At 36.6% G+C, this 19,347-nt stretch carries 13 protein-coding genes and 3 pseudogenes; all 16 read left to right on the top strand.

Going from position 1 to position 19,347, the window contains the following annotated elements; translation table 11 throughout:
* Positions 1-723 precede the first annotated feature (723 nt).
* Positions 724-1,830, top strand: a complete 1,107-nt coding sequence (locus B371_RS0111525; RefSeq protein ID WP_019414472.1) for a sugar ABC transporter substrate-binding protein — start codon at positions 724-726, stop codon at positions 1,828-1,830.
* 90 nt (positions 1,831-1,920) lie between these two features.
* Complete coding sequence (locus tag B371_RS0111520; protein ID WP_019414471.1) at positions 1,921-3,441, top strand: sugar ABC transporter ATP-binding protein; 1,521 nt, start codon at positions 1,921-1,923, stop codon at positions 3,439-3,441.
* Between the two features lie 12 nt (positions 3,442-3,453).
* Entirely contained in the window at positions 3,454-4,629 is a 1,176-nt protein-coding gene (locus tag B371_RS0111515; protein ID WP_019414470.1) for a sugar ABC transporter permease, read from the top strand.
* Between the two features lie 298 nt (positions 4,630-4,927).
* Positions 4,928-5,902, top strand: coding sequence for a substrate-binding domain-containing protein (locus tag B371_RS0111510; RefSeq protein ID WP_019414469.1), 975 nt, complete (start codon positions 4,928-4,930; stop codon positions 5,900-5,902).
* Complete coding sequence (locus B371_RS0111505) at positions 5,902-7,368, top strand: sensor histidine kinase (RefSeq protein ID WP_019414468.1); 1,467 nt, start codon at positions 5,902-5,904, stop codon at positions 7,366-7,368. The genes B371_RS0111510 and B371_RS0111505 overlap by 1 nt, the downstream gene beginning before the upstream one ends.
* Positions 7,343-8,887, top strand: a complete 1,545-nt coding sequence (locus B371_RS0111500) for a response regulator (protein WP_019414467.1) — start codon at positions 7,343-7,345, stop codon at positions 8,885-8,887. The genes B371_RS0111505 and B371_RS0111500 overlap by 26 nt, the downstream gene beginning before the upstream one ends.
* Positions 8,888-8,916: 29 nt before the next feature.
* The gene (gene xylF / locus B371_RS0111495) at positions 8,917-10,008 is read left to right on the top strand and encodes a D-xylose ABC transporter substrate-binding protein (RefSeq protein ID WP_019414466.1); all 1,092 of its coding nucleotides are present in this window, start codon (positions 8,917-8,919) and stop codon (positions 10,006-10,008) included.
* A gap of 399 nt (positions 10,009-10,407) precedes the next feature.
* The gene (locus B371_RS0111490) at positions 10,408-10,713 is read left to right on the top strand and encodes a hypothetical protein (protein WP_019414465.1); all 306 of its coding nucleotides are present in this window, start codon (positions 10,408-10,410) and stop codon (positions 10,711-10,713) included.
* Between the two features lie 614 nt (positions 10,714-11,327).
* Positions 11,328-11,507: pseudogene (locus B371_RS0111485) on the top strand (hypothetical protein); the annotation flags it as partial.
* Between the two features lie 1,076 nt (positions 11,508-12,583).
* Positions 12,584-13,495: an ROK family protein gene (locus tag B371_RS0111475; protein WP_019414462.1), complete on the top strand. Its 912-nt coding sequence runs from the start codon at positions 12,584-12,586 to the stop codon at positions 13,493-13,495.
* A 19-nt stretch (positions 13,496-13,514) separates the two neighbouring features.
* A complete protein-coding gene (locus B371_RS0111470) occupies positions 13,515-14,600 on the top strand; it encodes an ABC transporter ATP-binding protein (protein ID WP_019414461.1) in 1,086 nt (361 codons plus the stop codon).
* 156 nt (positions 14,601-14,756) lie between these two features.
* Complete coding sequence (locus tag B371_RS23775) at positions 14,757-14,933, top strand: hypothetical protein (protein WP_019414460.1); 177 nt, start codon at positions 14,757-14,759, stop codon at positions 14,931-14,933.
* Between the two features lie 95 nt (positions 14,934-15,028).
* A complete protein-coding gene (locus tag B371_RS0111460; protein WP_019414459.1) occupies positions 15,029-16,690 on the top strand; it encodes an alpha-glucosidase in 1,662 nt (553 codons plus the stop codon).
* A 1,004-nt stretch (positions 16,691-17,694) separates the two neighbouring features.
* Positions 17,695-18,110: pseudogene (locus B371_RS21725) on the top strand (MarR family winged helix-turn-helix transcriptional regulator).
* Positions 18,111-18,572: 462 nt separating this feature from the next.
* Complete coding sequence (locus B371_RS0111445; RefSeq protein ID WP_019414458.1) at positions 18,573-18,869, top strand: putative quinol monooxygenase; 297 nt, start codon at positions 18,573-18,575, stop codon at positions 18,867-18,869.
* Positions 18,870-18,992: 123 nt separating this feature from the next.
* Positions 18,993-19,275 (top strand): annotated as a pseudogene (locus tag B371_RS22930) (zinc-binding dehydrogenase); the annotation flags it as partial.
* Positions 19,276-19,347 lie beyond the last annotated feature (72 nt).

Here is a 19,347-nt window from a genome sequence, read left to right as displayed (position 1 = left end):
AGTCAACGTCTTCGCGGGCCAATATCCTTTTGGCCCGAGGAGATTGAATCCATGCCCCGCGGAAAGCGTACGAATGGAGCGAAAATCAACTTTGTTCAGATTTTATTGCTAGATTTTTTATTATGAAATTGACTCATAGATAAAAAGGACTTGGAAACCAAAGTCCTTTTTGTTTTTTACAAGCTTGTAATTACAACTAAGAAAAGTAACAAAGCAAGAAAACTAAAAAGGTATCCATCCCATTTTCGCTTGGAATTGCTCTATACCTTGTAATAAAAACACTAATGATAAAAATATAAAAAAGAAATTATGGAAGGGTTCAAATCCGTGCCCAACTAAATTTAAAATTAGCAACAGTGAAGCTATTATTCCTACACCAATATTATTTTATGTAACACAGTAATCCCTTACTTTGATAAAAGATTAAATAAGTAAATATTCAATCGTAATGATAACACTCTATATTCATTAAATAACATTAGTTTTTTACACAGGTACCCTTTTTTTATGAGATCGCTGTATATGTCAGTGCCATTAACATCCTCTAAACATTGCCTACGTGGCTAAGAATTGTATTCTTGCAAGAATACTAATTGATTAATTAGAAAAAGATGAAAAAGTATAGGTAATATTAAAAGAGTGCTATTGATAGCGCTTTCATAACCGATTTACATAGCTATAATTAAGTTGTAGATAAGAAAAAAATGGAAAAGGGGCATGGAAATGAGTAGAATTTGGAAAGCAGTTTCTTTAGCAATCGTTGTCATGATGTTCACATTTATCGCAGCAGGTTGTGCTGATGGAAGTAGTAATGAAGTTAACGTAGGTATCGTATTGCCGACGAAAGATGAACCAAGATGGGTACAAGATGAGCAAAGATTTAAAGATGCAATCGCTAAAACGGATTACACAAGTGAAATTTTGTTCAGTCAAGGTTCTTCTGCTAAAGAAAAAGAAAACGTTGAAACATTGATTAGTAAAGGAATCGATGTATTAATCATTACTCCTCAAGACGGTGATGCTGCTGCATCGGCAGTAGAAGCTGCTAAAAAAGAAGGAATTACAGTTATTTCTTACGACCGTCTTATTACTAATACAGATGCAGTAGATTATTATGTTACTTTTGATAGCTTGGCAGTTGGCGCAGCTCAAGCACAATACCTTGTAGATAATTCTCAAGGTTCCGACGTTCCATTATATTTATACGCTGGAGCAGCTTCTGATAATAACGCATTCTTATTCTTTGAAGGTGCATGGAAAGTACTTCAACCTAAAATTGCTGATGGTACATTCAAAATTGCTAACTCAAGTGAAGCTGAATCTTTAAAAGATAAGGCTGAACTTTCTCGTGATGAATTAAGTAAAATCATTGGTCAAGTTACAACTAACTGGGATGCAAATGAATCGAAGAACAAAGCTCAAACGCATCTTACAGCGGTAAGTGATGATTTAAAAGGCGATGTAGCAATTCTTGCACCTAACGATGGAACTGCTCGTTCAATTGCTGATGTATTTGCAACTGATAGTGCAGTTACTAGTTTCCTAGTAACAGGACAAGATGCTGAAAAAGCTTCTGTACAATACATTATCGACAACAAACAATCGATGACTGTATTTAAAGATGTTCGTACGCTTGTTGAAGATGCTATGGGTATGGCTATTCAAGTATTAGATGGTAAAACTCCTGAAACTACAGGTTCTTATGACAACGGAAATACTGAAGTCAAGGCAAAACAAACGGACGTCATTGTAGTAGATAAAGAGAATGTTAAATCAGAGTTAATTGAATCCGAATACTATGAGGCAGGCGACTTTACAGGTTTAGAATAAGGATCATCAATAGATATAAGGCAAATAGTGATAGATACGTCTATCACTATTTCGCCATTGTCTTAGTTGTTTTGTTAAGGAGGCGATCAGATGAGTGAATATATTTTAGAGATGAATGGAATTTCGAAAGAATTTACAGGAGTAAAAGCACTCGATAATGTGAATTTCAAAGTAAAAAAAGGCGAAATACATTGTTTAATCGGTGAGAATGGAGCCGGTAAATCAACGCTGATGAAAGTGCTGAGCGGCGTCTATCCTTATGGTACATATCAAGGTGATATTGTATTCGAGGGAAATGTTCAGCAGTTTAATAAAATAAGTGACAGTGTGAAGGTTGGCATTGGAATTATCTATCAGGAGCTTGCCTTGTTTCCGGACCTTACCGTATACGAAAATATATTTGCTGGTAACGAAGTGAAGCGCGGTCCATTCATCAATTGGAACCAAACGATTGTGGAGTCTACTAAAATGCTGGAAAAAGTAAAACTGAATGTTACCCCCGAAACACTCATTAAAGACTTAAGTATAGGAAAGCAGCAGTTAGTGGAAATTGCCAAAGCTTTGAGTAAAGAAGTGAAGCTACTCATTTTAGATGAACCGACTGCAGCTCTCAATGAGGATGATAGCGAGAACTTGCTAGAAGTATTGAGTGAACTGAAAAATCAAGGAATTAGCTGTATTATGATTTCTCATAAGCTGAAAGAAGTGATTTCAATTGCGGATAAAGCAACGGTTCTTCGAGATGGTCGAACAATCTGCACACTCGATGCCTCAAAAGGAGAAATTTCTGAAAGTATCATTATAAAGAACATGGTTGGACGTGAAATCAATGATATTTATCCGAAGCGTGCGAACAAATTGTTTGGGGAGAATGTTCTTGAATTAACGAATTGGTCAGCATATGATGTCCAGTTAGGACGTAAAGTCGTCAAGGATGTTAATCTTCACGTGAAAAAAGGTGAAATTATTGGCATTGCAGGATTGATGGGCTCGGGCCGAACTGAACTGGCGTTAAGCATTTTTGGAAATCCAAAGGCGTATAAATTGCAGGGGAATTTAGTTGTGAATGGATCATCTAAACCATTCAAACATACAAGGGACGCAATCAAGGCTGGAATCGCTTATGTAACGGAAGATCGAAAAGGTGATGGACTGTTTTTGATACAAGATATTAAAAACAATGTGACTGTTGCCAATCTACATGGCATCTCAACGAATGGAATTATTAATACGAATGAAGAAGTTAAAGTCGCAGAGGATTATAAAAGGTCATTAAATATCAAAGCGAGCTCTTTGGAACAAGTTGTCGGCAATTTAAGTGGCGGAAATCAACAGAAAGTATCGTTAGGTAAATGGTTGTTTGCTGGACCTAAGATATTAATATTGGATGAGCCGACGCGTGGCATTGATGTAGGAGCAAAGTTTGAAATTTATACGATTATGAATAAGCTGATTAACGAAGGTATGAGTATTATCATGATTTCTTCAGAGCTTGGTGAAGTGTTAGGAATGAGTGATCGCATATACGTGATGGCGGAAGGGAAAGTCAAAGGCGAGATGGCAATTGACGTAGCCACTCAAGAAAATATTATGAAACTTGCAACGCAATAGGAGGTAAATTCGATGGGCTTTTTTAATGAAGCAAAGTCTTTATTTAAAGTAAATATTCGTGACTATGGCATGTACATAGCCTTGATTGTCATTATGCTCACGTTCTCTATCATGACGAATGGATTATTTATGTCTTCCCGTAATATTAGTAATTTACTAGATTCTGCGGGGTATATTGCCGTATTGGCTGTTGGGATGACATTAGTAATCGTCATTAGACATATTGATTTATCAGTAGGCTTTGCGGCAGGATTCCTTGGTGCCATCACCGCAATCCTCCTCGCACAAGTGGGACTGCCAATTTATTTGACCATCCCGATTATTCTTGTACTCGGAGTTGTTGTTGGATTATTTAATGGTGTGTTAGTAGCCTCTATAGGGATTCCCTCGTTCGTAGCAACTTTAGCTGGAATGCTTATATACCGTGGAGCACTTTTACAAGTGACTGAAAAAACAGGAACGATTATCATAAATGACGATAACTTTAATGCAATTGGTAATGGATTTATTCCTTCCATTCTTCAAATAAACGGCTTGCATTTACTGTCTTTACTTGTCGGTCTAGTCGGTATTTTATTGTACATTTACAGTGAAATCTCCACACGTAAAAGTAAATTAAAGTATCAGTTTGAAGTGGTCTCTAAAGAAATCTTCATCATGAAATTGGTAATGGTTTCTGCCATTATTGCTTATATTACTTGGATTCTAGCAGGCTATAATGGGTTTTCATGGACGGTTGTTATTATGCTGTTGGTTGTTGTTGTCTATCATTTCCTTACAACAAAAACAGTGCTTGGTAGACATATCTATGCAGTTGGAAGTAACCCTGAAGCTGCTCATCTTAGCGGCATCAACGTGAAGAAAATCACGTATATCGTCTTTGGATCGATGGGTATGTTAGCAGCACTTTCAGGTATGCTCTTCACGTCGCGTCTTCAGTCAGCAACAACGACTGCAGGTACACTATTCGAACTTGACGCAATCGCGGCAGCTTATGTTGGAGGTGTATCCTCTGCAGGAGGAGTCGGTAAAGTAACAGGCGCTATTATCGGAGCAATTGTTATGGCATCCCTGTCTAGCGGAATGAATCTACTAGGTGTAGGAATTTCCTATCAGTATATGATTCGTGGAGGAGTATTGGCTGGAGCGGTAATCTTTGATGTCATGACCAGAAAACAAAGAGGTTAAATTTTAGCTCATCATTACTAATTATGAATACAGGTTTTCGGGGCACCTATTAAAATGGGTGTCCCCTAAAGCGTAGTACAAGTGTTAAGTTCAAACTTTCCTTTATTCCTTCGTCTCCTATAACATCCCTTGCTCCTCGCACATTGTCTAAACTTATTTACTAGTAAGCGAAGATAAAACAGAACGACCCTCATATCAAGTAATTCATGCCTCCCATAAGTTATCAGAAAGTATTGAATATTTCTGGGTAAATGGTAAGATGAAAAGAGTTTCACATAGGGAAAAGGAGACACTGCTATTGCGAAAAATAGGCATTATTATACTTTGTTTCATATTCACTACTCTTATTTATTTTACATATATATCGGCAGAAAAGGTATTTTACTCAGATTTCCAACCGCCTCAAACTTCAGCCTTAAAGGAGGGACAATATCGACTTGTTCTGATTACTCAAGAGCTTGAAACTCCATTTTGGGATAAAGTTGCCAAAGGGGCGATCGAGCAAGCACAACAAGAAGGAGCGAGCCTCGAAGTATGGGGAAGTTATGGCAATAACCAAGAGGACTTTTTGAAAAAAATTGAACTTGCTATTCATTCAAAAATGGATGGAATTATCGTACAGGGGTTGGACACGGAAGAGTTTAGTAGCTTGACCAAATTCAAGGCTGCATCTTCTGGAATCCCGATTATTACCGTGGCAAATGACGTTCCTATAGAAGAGAGTCTTAGAAGAACCTATGTTGGTTCTGATCAAATCTTGGCGGGCAAGATGATAGCCAAGGAGTTGATAGCTGACATGGGTTCCTTAGGAAAAGTCATCATTTTAGGTGAAAGTGAGCAAGAGTATCATCAACAACAACGACTTCAAGGAATCCAAGACATATTAAAAGACTACCCAAACGTCGAAACATTGTACGCAGAAACATCCGATACGAAGGAACAGGTCATCACCACTACACAGGATTTACTAAATCAGTTACCCGATGTGGATGCGTTTATCGCTGTTAATGCGAACAATGCGGGAGCCATGATTCAAGAAATTGGTAGACGCTCTCGAGTCGAGCCGTTTTATATTTATACGTTTGACGATGGAACCGAATCGTTTTCGTTGTTAACACAAGGAAAACTCGATGGGATGCTTGAGCAATCTCCAGAGAAGATGGGGGAGCTAAGCGTGAATTTAATCATGAAATGGTTAACAGATGAAACCGTTCCTCTTAACATGGATGGTTATCTCACTGATATTCGTATAGTAAAGGCGATAGATATGTAATGAACACTATTCAGAAGAAAATATGGATGCTCGCCAGTGTCGTATTATTAATCATGCTTTCTATTTGGCTAGCATTTACCTATTACAATCAGAAAACGCAAAATCAATATAATGATATTTTACAGCGTTATTTAATCATGAATGAAGTAACAAGTGCAAGCCAACAAGTGATTACAGATCTTAACAACTATTTACTTAATCCATCACTGGCTAATTTTGAGCAAATTAATATGAGTCAAGAAGAGATTCGATATGCGAAACACGAAGTTTACAATTTGATAAATGTAGAGAACGAATTCGCATTGACCAACTATATTAATTTAATTGACAGTTTCATTGAAACGACCAATCGATCACTGAAGTTTCAGTCCGAGGAAGAAGTCGAGGCATCCACGAAAGAGTTTTCTGAAGCCACGCGCATCTCTAAGTATATTTCTGAAATGACACTCACTGTTATTGACACTGAATTGAAAACATATGATCGCTTCTATCGTGAAATTATTGAGCAATCAGACGAATTTAAAAAGTTAGGAATCTGGTTACTTCTATTAATTATCGTGTTCCTACTTTTGCTTACGTATTGGTTCTCGTTGACCATTACGAGGCCAGTCCAACAACTTACGAAGGCGGCGAATGAACTGTCAAAGGGTCGATTTGATCGGCCGATAAAAGTGGAGTCGAATGACGAAATCTCTTTTCTCGCTAAAACATTTGATCAGATGCGAATTAACATCAATAACCTAATTTCAGAAATTCAGCAGAAGGCTCAACTCGAGCACGAGCTACAGCAGAATAAGCTTTTATTGCAGGAAAGTCAGCTTCGTAGTCTACAAAGCCAGATCAATCCACACTTTTTGTTTAACACACTTAACACACTTTCCAAGAAGGCTTATCTAGAAGGTGCTGAGGAAACAAGTGATTTACTCGTAAGTGTCGCAGGGTTGTTACGCTACAATTTAAAACGGTTAGATAGATCCGTTACTATCCATGAAGAAGTCGTTGTTTTGCAGCAATATATGGAAATTCAAAAGGCCAGATTTACCGACCGCTTAGACTTTCATTTGTACATTGACGAGTCTTGTTTGCACATAGAGATTCCTGGCCTAACCTTACAACCGATTATAGAAAACGCGGTTATTCATGCAATCGAACCAAAGGAAGATGGAGGTAGCATTTGGTTCAGAGTACTAGATGAAATCGACTCAGTGACGATTGAAATTGAAGACGATGGAGTGGGCATGTCGAAGGATAAAGTTACTCAAATCCTGGAGGAGCGTCTCGTCGAAGCGGAAGGACATTCAACCGGAATCGGATTTAGTAACGTTGTTAAGCGTTTACGTTTGTTCTATGGTTTTGAGGACATCATCCAAATTGACAGCACCGAAGGTCACGGTACCAAAGTTGTATTGAAAATACCGAAAACAAGGAGAATCGATAACAATGAGGAAGCTCCTAATCGTAGATGATGAACCAATTGAGCGGGATGGAATGCAAGCCATCCTGCATAAAGCTTATCCGGATCTTGATATTAAACAAGCGAAAAACGGGAAAATTGCTGTAGAAATGGCTGGTGAGTTTAAACCGGATTTAATCCTAATGGATATTATGATGCCAGGGATGAATGGTCTTGAAGCAATTGCACAAATAAGCGAAGACCATCCAAGCATTAAATTCGTAATGGTAACAGCTTTTGATATGTTTGATTACGCACGACAAGCGATTAAGCTTGGTGTAAAAGACTATTTATTAAAACCTAGTAAAGCTAGTGAAATCGTCGCGATTGTTGGGAAAGTAATGGAGCAAAGTGAGCTAGAGCAACATTCACTAGCTACGAGCAAGTTTCAACAAGCAGCCATGCAAAACGCATTGACACTTGTCGAAACAGACGTAGTTACCCAATTATTATTTGACCATGTGCATGAAGTACATATCGATATGCTGGTTGAGATGTTGGAAATTCGGTCAACAAATGAAAAATTTGTCATGGTTATTTTGTTGCCGATAGGATTAGAAACATACTATTCTCAAATAAAAGAGAAAGTTAGACAGACAGAAAGCGGATGGGTAGGGGCTTTATACGGTCGCCAACTTCCGATTATTGTATTTAGAGAGCCAGACAAATCATTCCGTTCACAAGCGATTTTCCTAGCTAATGAAATACTCTCTATAGCAAGAAAATCCAATCTCCAAGAAGGTTGGTTTGTTGGAATTGGTAACGTCTGTGATTCCCAGGACCAAATTAGACAATCCTACCAAGAATCATTAATTGCAACGATGGATACAACGCGTCCAATTAAATACCGTTTTTATTCAGATGTGCCAGCATTGAAGACTATAAGCGACGAGCAAGAAGTCAAACAATTTGAGAATCAATTTTTTGAACAAATACGTCTTGGGCAATGGGAACAAGTTCATGTTAACATGATGGCTTTAATTCATCGATTCGAGAAAGGAGGGGCCATTTTACAGCAAACACAGCAACGTGTTCTTGAATTACTTTGGAATACAACGCGCGTAATGAGCGAGATGGGCATTGAAACGGAAGCACCTTTATATTCCCTACAAGCACAGGATTATCGTCAGCTTCGAGTAGAGAGCGAAGATTTAATTGGTTTAATGAAGAAATCATATGTAGATCACTATGACAGAGTAGAAGTAGATAAGATTCATCAATTAAAACAATATATTTTTGGCCATTCACATGAAGATATTTCTTTGGATGCATTAGGAAGAAAAGTGGATTTGAGTCCAATATACATTAGTAAAATGTTTAAGGAAAAGCTGGGCATTAATTACATCGATTTCTTAACTGAATGTCGGATTGAAAAAGCTAAAAAACTACTAAGAAATCCCGAGAAAAGCTTGAAAGAAATCTCATATGAGATAGGCTATCACGAGCCTAATTATTTCAGTAAGGTGTTTAAAAAGATGTGTAGTGTATCCCCGAAAGAATATCGAAATAGTTTTTTAAGCAAAAAAGAATGAGGAAATACAAAAGTATAGGAGAGATGCCAATGGGACAGATATTAATCAAAGGAAGATTCATCTTGCTCGCATTGGTACTTATGTTTTTCGTTTCGGCTTGTGAAAAGGAAGTAGTCAGAACAGAGAAAGCAGAGAAGACGACTCCTGTTAAAACGACAGAAAATAAAGTATCTACGAATGAGAAAATTAAAATTGGTTTTTCAATGGATACTTTACTAGAGGAGCGTTGGATAAAAGATAGGGACTTGTTCAAAGAGGCAGTGGAAGCTTTAGGAGCGGAAGTGGAGATTATGGCAGCGAACGGTGACGATGCTTTGCAAATATCTCAAGCTGAAACTTTGATTAGCCAAGGCATCGATTTGCTTATACTTGTTCCGCACAACGCTGAGTCAACTGCAACAATTGTTCACAAAGCTCACTTGGCAGGGATTAAAGTGATTGCGTATGATCGCTTGGTCAAAAACGCGGATATCGATTTATATGTGTCATTTGATAATGAACAGGTAGGGGAAATGCAAGCGAGAGCAATTACCAAGTTGGTTCCTAAAGGAAATTATGTCTACATCGGAGGCGCAAGTACGGATAATAATGCTCATTTAATTAAGAAAGGCGCATTCAATGTGCTGAAGCCGTTAATCGATAAAGGGGACATTACAATTGTCTATGACCAATGGACGAAGGACTGGGAACCGGCGAATGCGCTGGCAAATATGAGAGAAGCGTTAAAAGCGAATGGTAATCAAATTGACGCAGTCATTGCTGCCAATGATGCAACTGCTGGCGGTGTGATTCAGGCACTCATGGAACAAGGGCTTGCAGGAATAGTCCCAGTGACTGGGCAAGACGCTGAACTCGCAGCAGCTCAACGAATTGTTGAAGGTACTCAGTCAATGACTGTGTATAAACCAATCAAATCTCTAACTACCAAAGCCGCACAACTTGCAGTCGCATTAGCAAAAGGCGAAACCGTAGGAGAATACCAAAAAGTGAATAACGGGAAAATTGAAGTGCCATCGGTTCTACTTTCCCCAATAGCTGTTGATTTGTTAAATATTGACGACACGATTATTGCGGACGGCTTTCATTCTAGAAAAGATGTATATCAAACAATGAATAAATAAAGAATTACTTTAAAATCAGTGGAAATGTATTGACGTACCAGATGGGCCTGCACGTTTTCTTGTCGGCTTGTCCCTTGGGGCAACTACAAATTAAGGATCATTTGAGTCTGACCCAGGGACAACACTCGAGCCAAGGTTTTGTATGTGAACGTATATGGGAAGAATCATGAAATTATAAAGCAGTGTCGGGTACCTGTGTAAAAAACTAATTAGTTTATACACCTGGAAATGCAGCATAAATTTACTTTGAGCTATAGTGAATGGATTGATGTGGTTTGATTTAGTAATGTTCAATGAAGAAAAAATATATTAAAGCTCAATCAAGTTTTGATTATTTTAATAACCTTCTATTTACCATCTAGAGTAAAACATAATTGTACAATAGTGAAGAGGTGAAAAATGAAAAAGACATGGATTACTTATCATTTATTAATGTTGTTGATTCTTCTTGTTTTAATAGTTCTTGATATTGTCACTAATATTGATAAGGGCGGAAATAATCTCATTACTGAATTTACTGAGATTGCTATATATGTTAGCGCCATTAACATCCTCTTAACAATGCCTATTTGGATAGTGGTTTTGTTATGTAATAAACGGAGAATGGATAAAAAAGCATTATTAATAGGACTTAGTCTATTTTTAGCTTTCGTTGGCCTAACAGCTTGGCCAGTTATTACAACAATTGGTTATATGGCATATTAAGCTGTAAAAATACTTCCTAGGTTGTATCTATGTTTGAAATGCCGTTACTATAGAATTCGCGTCCCAGGGATGGAAACAATGATGCATAATTCTGACAATTTACTACAATTAAAGATAGGCCTGCATGATTTCTTATCGGCGTGTCCCTGGGGCAGCCAAAAATTGAAAAGCATTTGAGTCTGACCCAGGGACAGCACTCGAGCGAAGTTTTTGTCTGTGAACATATAGGGGAGAATAATGAAATTATAGAGTAGAAGAAATCTCATCATCAAGGGAAAGAGACAATTAAGTGACCAATTTACTTATTCACCGCTTTCAATATTAATAGAAATCTAGTATCGTCTGAAATTTCAACTTCGGACGTTTATTTTATGTGTAAAGGTCCCAGTCCCTTTTGTCATTATCTAAGTTGGTTTTATCAATAGCATTAAAAATCTCCTTTTAATCGACTTCAACAAGGCTTTTAAAGAAAGGACTTGTGGTGTTAAAGAAATACCAACTTCATATATAGAAGGGGTTCAACCTTGCTCAAAGGATTTATGGAACGTTGAATACATCTGAAATCAATGTAAGAAAGATTTCAGAGTTTAAATAAGACTTAAAGGAGGATATGAATGAAAACCGCAAAGTTGGAAAATACAAATCGTAGCGTACTAATGGGTGCTGCATTCTTAATGGCGACATTTGCAATTGGACCAAGTTTCTTAACACAACCTACAGTTTTCACCGAGTCATTCCTAGCAAGTTTTGGATTCGTAATATTAATTTCAATTATTATTGATATTGGTGCTCAATGCTTGTTCTGCCTTAAGACTTTAGCAGAGTAAGGACATTGTTTGGTGTGAAGAAAAAGAAAAAACAGAAATTATAGAAGCTTAATTAAATTGTAAACATATGTCCGCTCATTGAAAGTTGCTCATCTGAACAAATAAAAAAAAGAGAAAAGATGCTGTGGTAAGAGCATCTTTTCTCCTTTTTTCATTCATTCGAAAATCCATTCAAAAATATAGGACAGCGATTCGAAGGCCTGGTCAGAAGTTTCGAAGGTGGCACTGGCTTTAGCGGAAAGCTCCTGTGCGAAAACTTTCAATATTTTTGGGAAAGGTTTTATAGAAAAACAAAAAATGGTATAATTATCTTCAAATAGCTAGTGAAGGGAGAACCTTAATGAAATAGTATAGTTCTGGTGGATATGCTAGTTGTTATAACTATCGCATAAGCTCGCAAGTGGCCGATGTAGCATGTCAACAATATCGCTATATTGCTAGATTTAGAGACGATGCACCGTATGCTAGAGAGTTTCAATTGTACTAATATTCTATTAGATGAACTCAATTTTGACAGAGGATAATTTTGAAAAGGAGTTTAATCTATTAAACGTTTTGTTGCTTACTAGCTTTGATTTCGAGCACTTATTTATATCAAGTAGCCTCAGAGTACGAGAATATTAATGATTTAGATAATTTCCCTTATTTTCCAATCGCAGTTATAATTGTACTAGGCTTAAATATATTTTTCGTATTTAAAACAGAGAAACAACGCTTAACAAATAGAATTATTTTTACTTCGAGTGTTTTAATAATTGGAGTAATTATTGCATTCAACTTTTTTAAACCTGACTATACTTTTCAAGAAGTAGAATCCATGTCCCTATAATTGAGAACAGACATAAAGTAATATTCACATATGGGAATGGTCAGGAAATCATTGAAATATATCAAATTACTGTTCAAAAGACGGTCGTTCTATTAAATACTCTTTTAATCCTTATTCAGGTGATAGAAACTGGAGTAGATTGAGATGGACGTTTGAACAATATCATGTATGATAAAAAAGAAATAAATTATTAAAGTGGGGAGATTAAACGTTGATGGAAGTCCTTGGTGTGGATATTGGTGGAACAAAAATTCGGATGGGTATAGTCAGATCGAATGGACAAGTAGTGGAAGACTTTGTAATTCCAACACAAATCCCTCTTTATCCGTATTTAGAAGAGAAAATTGTTCAATTGTTAAAAGAAAACCCTCATATTCAAGCTATCGGAATTGGAACAAGAGGTATGGTTGATGCAGAGAATGGCATCATTTCGTTTGAGACCGACGTATTACCAGGATGGCAGGGTACTGAAGTGAAGTCATTATTGGAAAAAGCAACCGGACTTCAAGTTGAAGTAAATAACGATGCCAATTGTGCTGGATTAGCAGAAACTCGAATAGGTGCAGCAAAAGGTTTTCGTCGAACAGTATGTTTAACTATTGGGACAGGACTTGGTGGCGGATTGGTCATAGATGGACAGATTATGAACGGTGCACACGGTGGTGCTGGTGAAGTGGGTCATATGATTCTTTATCCAAATGGACATATTTGTAACTGTGGTAGGAAAGGGTGTAGTGAACAATACGTATCTGGAACTGCATTAAGAAGATTAATAGCGGACATGCAGATTGTAGATGAAGAGAAAAACCTGGTTTCACCGAATCATCTTTTCGAACTGGCAAATGAAGGTCATGTTGAAGCGTTAGCGTTGATTCATAAGTTCACAGGTGATTTAGCGATTGTCATTAGTTCACTTCAAGCGGTATTAGATATGGATTGTGTAGTAATTGGTGGAGGAGTTTCAGAATCAGCAGATAGCTGGTGGAGTTTCTTAATGAATGAACTCGAACCGTTGCTATTAAAACCATTAGTTGTGAAAAGAGCGATGTTTGGGAATGAAGCTGGAATGTTAGGTGCGGCTTTCCTCGTACTAGCGGATGAAAATGAAAATGCTTCAAAAAAATAAGTAAAGGGGTGTGAAAGGTGTGGCAAATCTAGTTTTAGAAAATATTACAAAGATCTATGATAATAAAGTCACTGCTGTGTCAGATTTTAATTTGCAAGTAAAAGACAAAGAGTTTATTGTCTTTGTTGGTCCTTCTGGTTGTGGGAAATCAACCACATTACGTATGATTGCTGGTTTAGAAGAAATATCTTCAGGAGACTTTTCAATTGATGGTAAGAGAATGAACGATGTAGCACCAAAAGAGCGTGACATTGCAATGGTTTTCCAAAACTATGCTCTATACCCACATATGACTGTGTATGACAATATGGCATTTGGTTTAAAACTTCGCAAGTTTTCAAAAACAGAAATTGCTGAGCGAGTCAAAAATGCTGCCGAAATTCTTGGGTTAGAACCATACTTGAATCGTAAGCCAAAAGCATTATCTGGTGGGCAACGTCAACGCGTAGCTTTAGGTCGAGCAATTGTACGTGATGCAAAACTCTTTTTAATGGATGAACCACTATCAAATCTTGACTCGAAATTACGTGTACAAATGCGGGCGGAGATTGCAAAATTACATCAACGTCTAAAAACGACAACAATTTATGTTACGCATGATCAAACTGAAGCAATGACAATGGCTACACGAATTGTTGTTATGAAAGACGGATTTATTCAACAAATTGGAACACCAAAAGAAGTGTATGATCAACCGGACAATGTTTTTGTAGGCGGTTTTATAGGATCACCTTCAATGAACTTTTTTCAAGGGAAAATTGTGAACGGACATTTTGTTTTAGTTGATAACCGGATGAAGTTACCTGCTTCTCACGCAACCGTATTAGTGGACAATGGGTATGAAGGAAAAGAAATAATTTTAGGTATTCGTCCTGAACACATTTCCAACGAAGTTTCGCTAAATAGCACAACTTTACGTTCAAAGGTAGACGTAGCTGAACTTACAGGTGCGGAATTGATGGTTTACTCTACTATAGACGGACAAGACTTCATTGCACGAATTGATTCAAGTACCCAAGTGAAGCCAGGAGATGAAATAGAACTTACGTTTAACCTGGATAGAGCACACTTTTTTGATAAGGAAAGCGAGTTACGCATTAAGTAAAAAAGTTTGAATTTTATGTGAACAACATATTGAACCGATAGATTACTTGTGGTAAGATGTGCTTACCATTTAGTGAAAACGTTTTCATGGAGTATTGTTTAAAAATGTTCTTAACGAATGTTTTCAATAAATAAGGTGCATCTTTTTTGAGTTTTTGTGCAACCGTTTTCGCAAGCGAATTACTTACATTTTGGAGGATTATTTAGTGGAACTCAAAAATACCGTGTAGGTTTTCTTGCTTCAATTTTTGTTGCAACAAGTTTACTAAAAGCATGTAATACAGGGTCATCGAATACTTCAGATGGAGAAAAAGATACAATAGATGTCTTCTAATTTAAAGTAGAGTTTAAAGAGCAATTTGAAACACTAGTTGAAGTGTATGAAAAAGAAAATCCAATACATTTCCTATAGATGAAAGAGGAATTACAATGAATAAAAAATGGTGGAAAGAAGCAGTCGCATACCAAGTATATCCTAGAAGTTTTATGGATTCTAATGGGGATGGAATTGGGGATTTACAGGGGCTAATATCAAAATTAGATTATTTAGTGTATTTGGGTATTGATGTTATTTGGATCTGCCCAATGTATAAATCTCCAAACGATGATAATGGGTATGACATTAGTGATTATCAAGATATAATGGATGAATTTGGAACGATGGAAGATTTTAATGAACTTCTTGAGCAAGTTCATCAACGAGGAATGAAGCTGATTATTGACTTAGTTATTAACCATACAAGTGATGAGCATCAGTGGTTTATTGAATCGAAATCAGCAAAAAGTAATGCTAAGCGCGATTGGTATATTTGGCAAGATGGAAAAGATGGAAAAGAACCAAATAACTGGGAAAGTATTTTTAATGGATCTGCTTGGAAATTGGATGAGGTCACTAACCAATACTATTTGCATATTTTCTCGGAAAAACAGCCGGATTTAAACTGGGAGAATAAGGACGTTCGCGCTGCCTTATACAAAATGCTCAATTGGTGGCTTGATAAAGGCATTGACGGGTTCCGGGTAGATGCGATTAGTCATATAAAAAAAGATCAAACGTTTTCTGATAGTCAGGCTGAAGATGGACAACAATATGTACAAGCATGGGATAAATACATGAATGTTAAAGGCATTCAACCATTTCTAAAAGAATTAAAACAAGAAACTTTCTCGAAATACGACATTATGACCGTTGGCGAAGCAAATGGTGTTGGCATCGATGAAATTGATTTATGGGTTGGAGAAGAAAACGGGAAATTCAATATGATCTTCCAATTTGAACATCTTGGTTTATGGGATGCGGAGAATAAGAAAACAATTGACGTTATCGGATTAAAAGATGTTCTAACAAAGTGGCAAAAAGGACTTGAAGGGAAAGGGTGGAACGCTTTATTTATTGAAAATCATGACAAAGCACGCGTAGTTTCTACTTGGGGGAACGATAAAGAATATTGGAGAGAAAGTGCCACTGCACTAGCATCGATGTACTTCTTTATGCAAGGAACACCGTTTATTTACCAAGGACAAGAGATTGGCATGAAAAATGTTAAATTTGCTTCCATCGATGAGTATAATGATGTGGCCCTTAAAAATATGTACAAAGCCAAACGTAACGCTGGAGTTTCACATGACGAGCTAATGGAAATCATTTGGGCTTCAAGTCGAGACAACTCTCGAACACCTATGCAATGGTCATCTGCTGCATATGCTGGGTTTTCAACTGAACTGCCGTGGATTGGATTGAATCCAAACTATGTCGACATCAATGTTGAACAGCAACTGGACGATGAAGATTCCATTCTTCATTTCTACAAAAACATGATTAGGTTGAAAAAAGCAAATGATGTTTTTACGTATGGTACCTATGATTTAATAGACCGTGAGCATCCTGCGGTTTATATGTATACTCGTACATTAAAAGATGAACGAGTACTCGTAATTTCGAACTTAACACTAGAATGTGTTGAAGTTTCATGTTTATCTCCAATTTCATATAATGGCTTATTATTGCATAACTATCCAGTTTCTTACCATGATACAATTACTGAGTTAGAGTTAAATCCATATGAAACCAGAATATATCGGCTTAAATAGAAGTTGATTCATAATAAGTCGGGGTATCTTTGTATAAACAATCAGTTTATTTATTAAAATTGCAGAATAAACTTACTTGAAACTGCGAATTAGATTTTATTAAATTGATTCCTCATAAAATCTAATTCTTAGTAATTCGTGCCCCAAGTAATTCGCGTGCGTTTGGTTTCCTAGTTATTCCTACTATGACTATAATTAAATGCAGCGGGTGACAGATGACAAACCAAAATATATTCGAGCATATAATAGATACAAAAAATTCATTACCAATAAACAACAACAATTATGTGATTAAAACCATTGTTTTCAGAGTATAGGAGAAGTACCAATTACAGAACTTCCTATACACCACCCCACCATATAGAAGGAGCTGAAAACAAAAATTACACCTTCATTTAATCATATTCATGGTAAGAGCGGAAGAACGGAAATCATTGGTACCACTTGATGAGAGATCAACAAGCAAATGAGTATTGTAGCGATTGATGTAGCTAAGTTTGTAAATACAGCGAGGATAAGAAAAATCTGCGGCGATATATTACAGGTGCAATGGTTTTGCTAAATTCCAGAAATTTCATGTGATCACATCCTCTCATTAGTGGAGTATCAGGATTATTCCCCGAAACTTTCTAAAAATATGGTAACCATCTATTGATAAAAAGACTATCCTTCGAGTCGTAATCAATCAAAATATGAATTTAGGAATCCAATAGCCAATAAGCCTCTGAATTCTTTTGTTGTATAAAAGTGAAAGTAGTTTAAATCAGTTTAGTTTACTCAACGTCCATCTTCAAAGAATCCATAAGGTATCATTCATGCCCCATGTTGAAAGTAATTACCTATAAATAAATACAATAAAAACGTTATGGTCATAATCACAGCACAGGATGAAATATATAGTAATACGCCCTAGATTCAATTACTTGATTTATGAAATACAGTGTAATATATTAATTGACGGGTCAATGATTGACCTATCAGTTACCTGAGAGTAGGTCAATATTTTGTCTAACTCATATCCTAAAGAAGAAAAAATTGTTTATCGATTATATGAGATAAGTAAGCAAATGAGTCCTAAGTTTGAGCGCTGTACAGGCATTAGTCAGTCACGGTTAGATCTTTTGAACAAGCTGTTTGAAATGGAAGAAATTAGTCAGACAGCATTACAAAAAGAAGTGAACATAAATCATGCAGCTGTAACGAGACACTTAAAGCAGCTAGAAGAAAAGAGAATGGTTACGCGACGAATCGATTTATGTTTGTTCGTCTTACAGATGAAGGGCGTGAAAGAATCGCTGCTTATCAAGATGAGAAACAACGATTCATTTCTAAAGTATTAGCAGGCTTTGCAGAAGAGGAACGGTCAATCCTATTGGAAATGCTTATTCGTATACAGAATAATGTTAAAACGACTAGATAATCTTTTAATAAATGCTACACAATCAACCAAATGGAAAGTAGATATAAAGGAGAATGTTAGATGAACCAAACACTAATAAATGGCTTCTTCGCTGCTTAAAATGATTCACCCTTGTTCATACTAGTATCAAAACTAGTATGAATGGAGGGGAGTCGGGTATGTTAATAGAAATTGATGACATTGAAAGTGTCTTTCATATCGAAGTACCAGGGAAGATTGACATCTGTTTATTTAATTAAACAAAGGGGCAATTAGACGTCTATATGACCTTTCCAAAAGGGTCTCATTTTCGCTGCACTAATTGTTGTTCAGAGCACCAGAGAGCGATACTATCCGGTTATGCTTATTTCAATATGGGCAAAGCGAAAGATAAGGGATACCAATCGACTATCAATTGAGTCCTACTGAGTAGAAGTAAAGTGAAGTAAACCAAACAACCTATAGAAAAGAGGATCATATACGATGATTATTATTCACGCAGAAATTCATTTACAAGCAGACAAAGAACAAGCCTTTTTAGAAGAAATTCGCCCATTAATTACAGGTTCTAGAGCAGAAAATGCTAACGTTTCTTATGATTTAATGAAAGATACAGAAAAAGAATATGTGTATACGATGGTTGAGGTTTGGGCAGATTTAGCAGGTGTCGAGAGCCATAACAAAAGCGATCATTTCATATCCTTTGTCGGTAAGGCATCACAATATTTAGCACGTCCTTTAGATGTGAAAGTTTATGAAAGTAAAGAAGTGAAAAGCTAATTAATTGGAGGTTATATATATGAAAGCGATTGTTATAGATCAATACGGTGATAAAGAAGTGCTCCAAGAAAGAGAAATCGCAAAACCGATTATCTAAGAAGATCAAGTACTTCTTGAGCTTGTATGAGTTTTGATAAGGCGGCAGCCATTCCGTTAGCAGGTCTAACAGCGTGGCAGTAATTTAGTGGATTTTAGCGAAATTAAAAAAGATGATAAAGTCTTGATCCATGCAGGAGTAGATGGTGTTGGAAACTTTGCTATTCAAATTGCCAAATCGTTCGGCGCTTACGTGGCAACGATAGCTAGTAGCAAAAATGAAGAATTTGTAAAGTCGTTAGGTGCAGATAGAGTCATTGATTATAAAAAAGAAGATTTTAGTGAGATTCTTCATGACTTTGTTATCGTTTTTGGTATGTCAACACTAAATCAAACAACTTTTTTAAGGGCTAAGTTTCTGTATGCAACTGGACTTAAATAG

The organism is Paenisporosarcina sp. TG20, from assembly GCF_000286315.1.
In the GTDB taxonomy this organism is placed as follows: Bacteria; Bacillota; Bacilli; order Bacillales_A; family Planococcaceae; genus Paenisporosarcina.
Note: the sequence above shows the minus strand (reverse complement) of the source record. Positions and strands in the feature narration are given on the sequence as shown.

Bases quoted from the DNA above. Each gene is read 5' to 3' on its own strand.
- B371_RS0111525 (WP_019414472.1), top strand. From the start codon at position 724: ATGAGTAGAATTTGGAAAGCAGTTTCTTTAGCAATCGTTGTCATGATG.
- B371_RS0111520 (WP_019414471.1), top strand. From the start codon at position 1,921: ATGAGTGAATATATTTTAGAGATGAATGGAATTTCGAAAGAATTTACA.
- B371_RS0111515 (WP_019414470.1), top strand. From the start codon at position 3,454: ATGGGCTTTTTTAATGAAGCAAAGTCTTTATTTAAAGTAAATATTCGT.
- B371_RS0111505 (WP_019414468.1), top strand. From the start codon at position 5,902: ATGAACACTATTCAGAAGAAAATATGGATGCTCGCCAGTGTCGTATTA.
- B371_RS0111500 (WP_019414467.1), top strand. From the start codon at position 7,343: ATGAGGAAGCTCCTAATCGTAGATGATGAACCAATTGAGCGGGATGGA.
- xylF (WP_019414466.1), top strand. From the start codon at position 8,917: ATGGGACAGATATTAATCAAAGGAAGATTCATCTTGCTCGCATTGGTA.
- B371_RS0111490 (WP_019414465.1), top strand. From the start codon at position 10,408: ATGAAAAAGACATGGATTACTTATCATTTATTAATGTTGTTGATTCTT.
- B371_RS0111475 (WP_019414462.1), top strand. From the start codon at position 12,584: ATGGAAGTCCTTGGTGTGGATATTGGTGGAACAAAAATTCGGATGGGT.
- B371_RS0111460 (WP_019414459.1), top strand. From the start codon at position 15,029: ATGAATAAAAAATGGTGGAAAGAAGCAGTCGCATACCAAGTATATCCT.
- B371_RS0111445 (WP_019414458.1), top strand. From the start codon at position 18,573: ATGATTATTATTCACGCAGAAATTCATTTACAAGCAGACAAAGAACAA.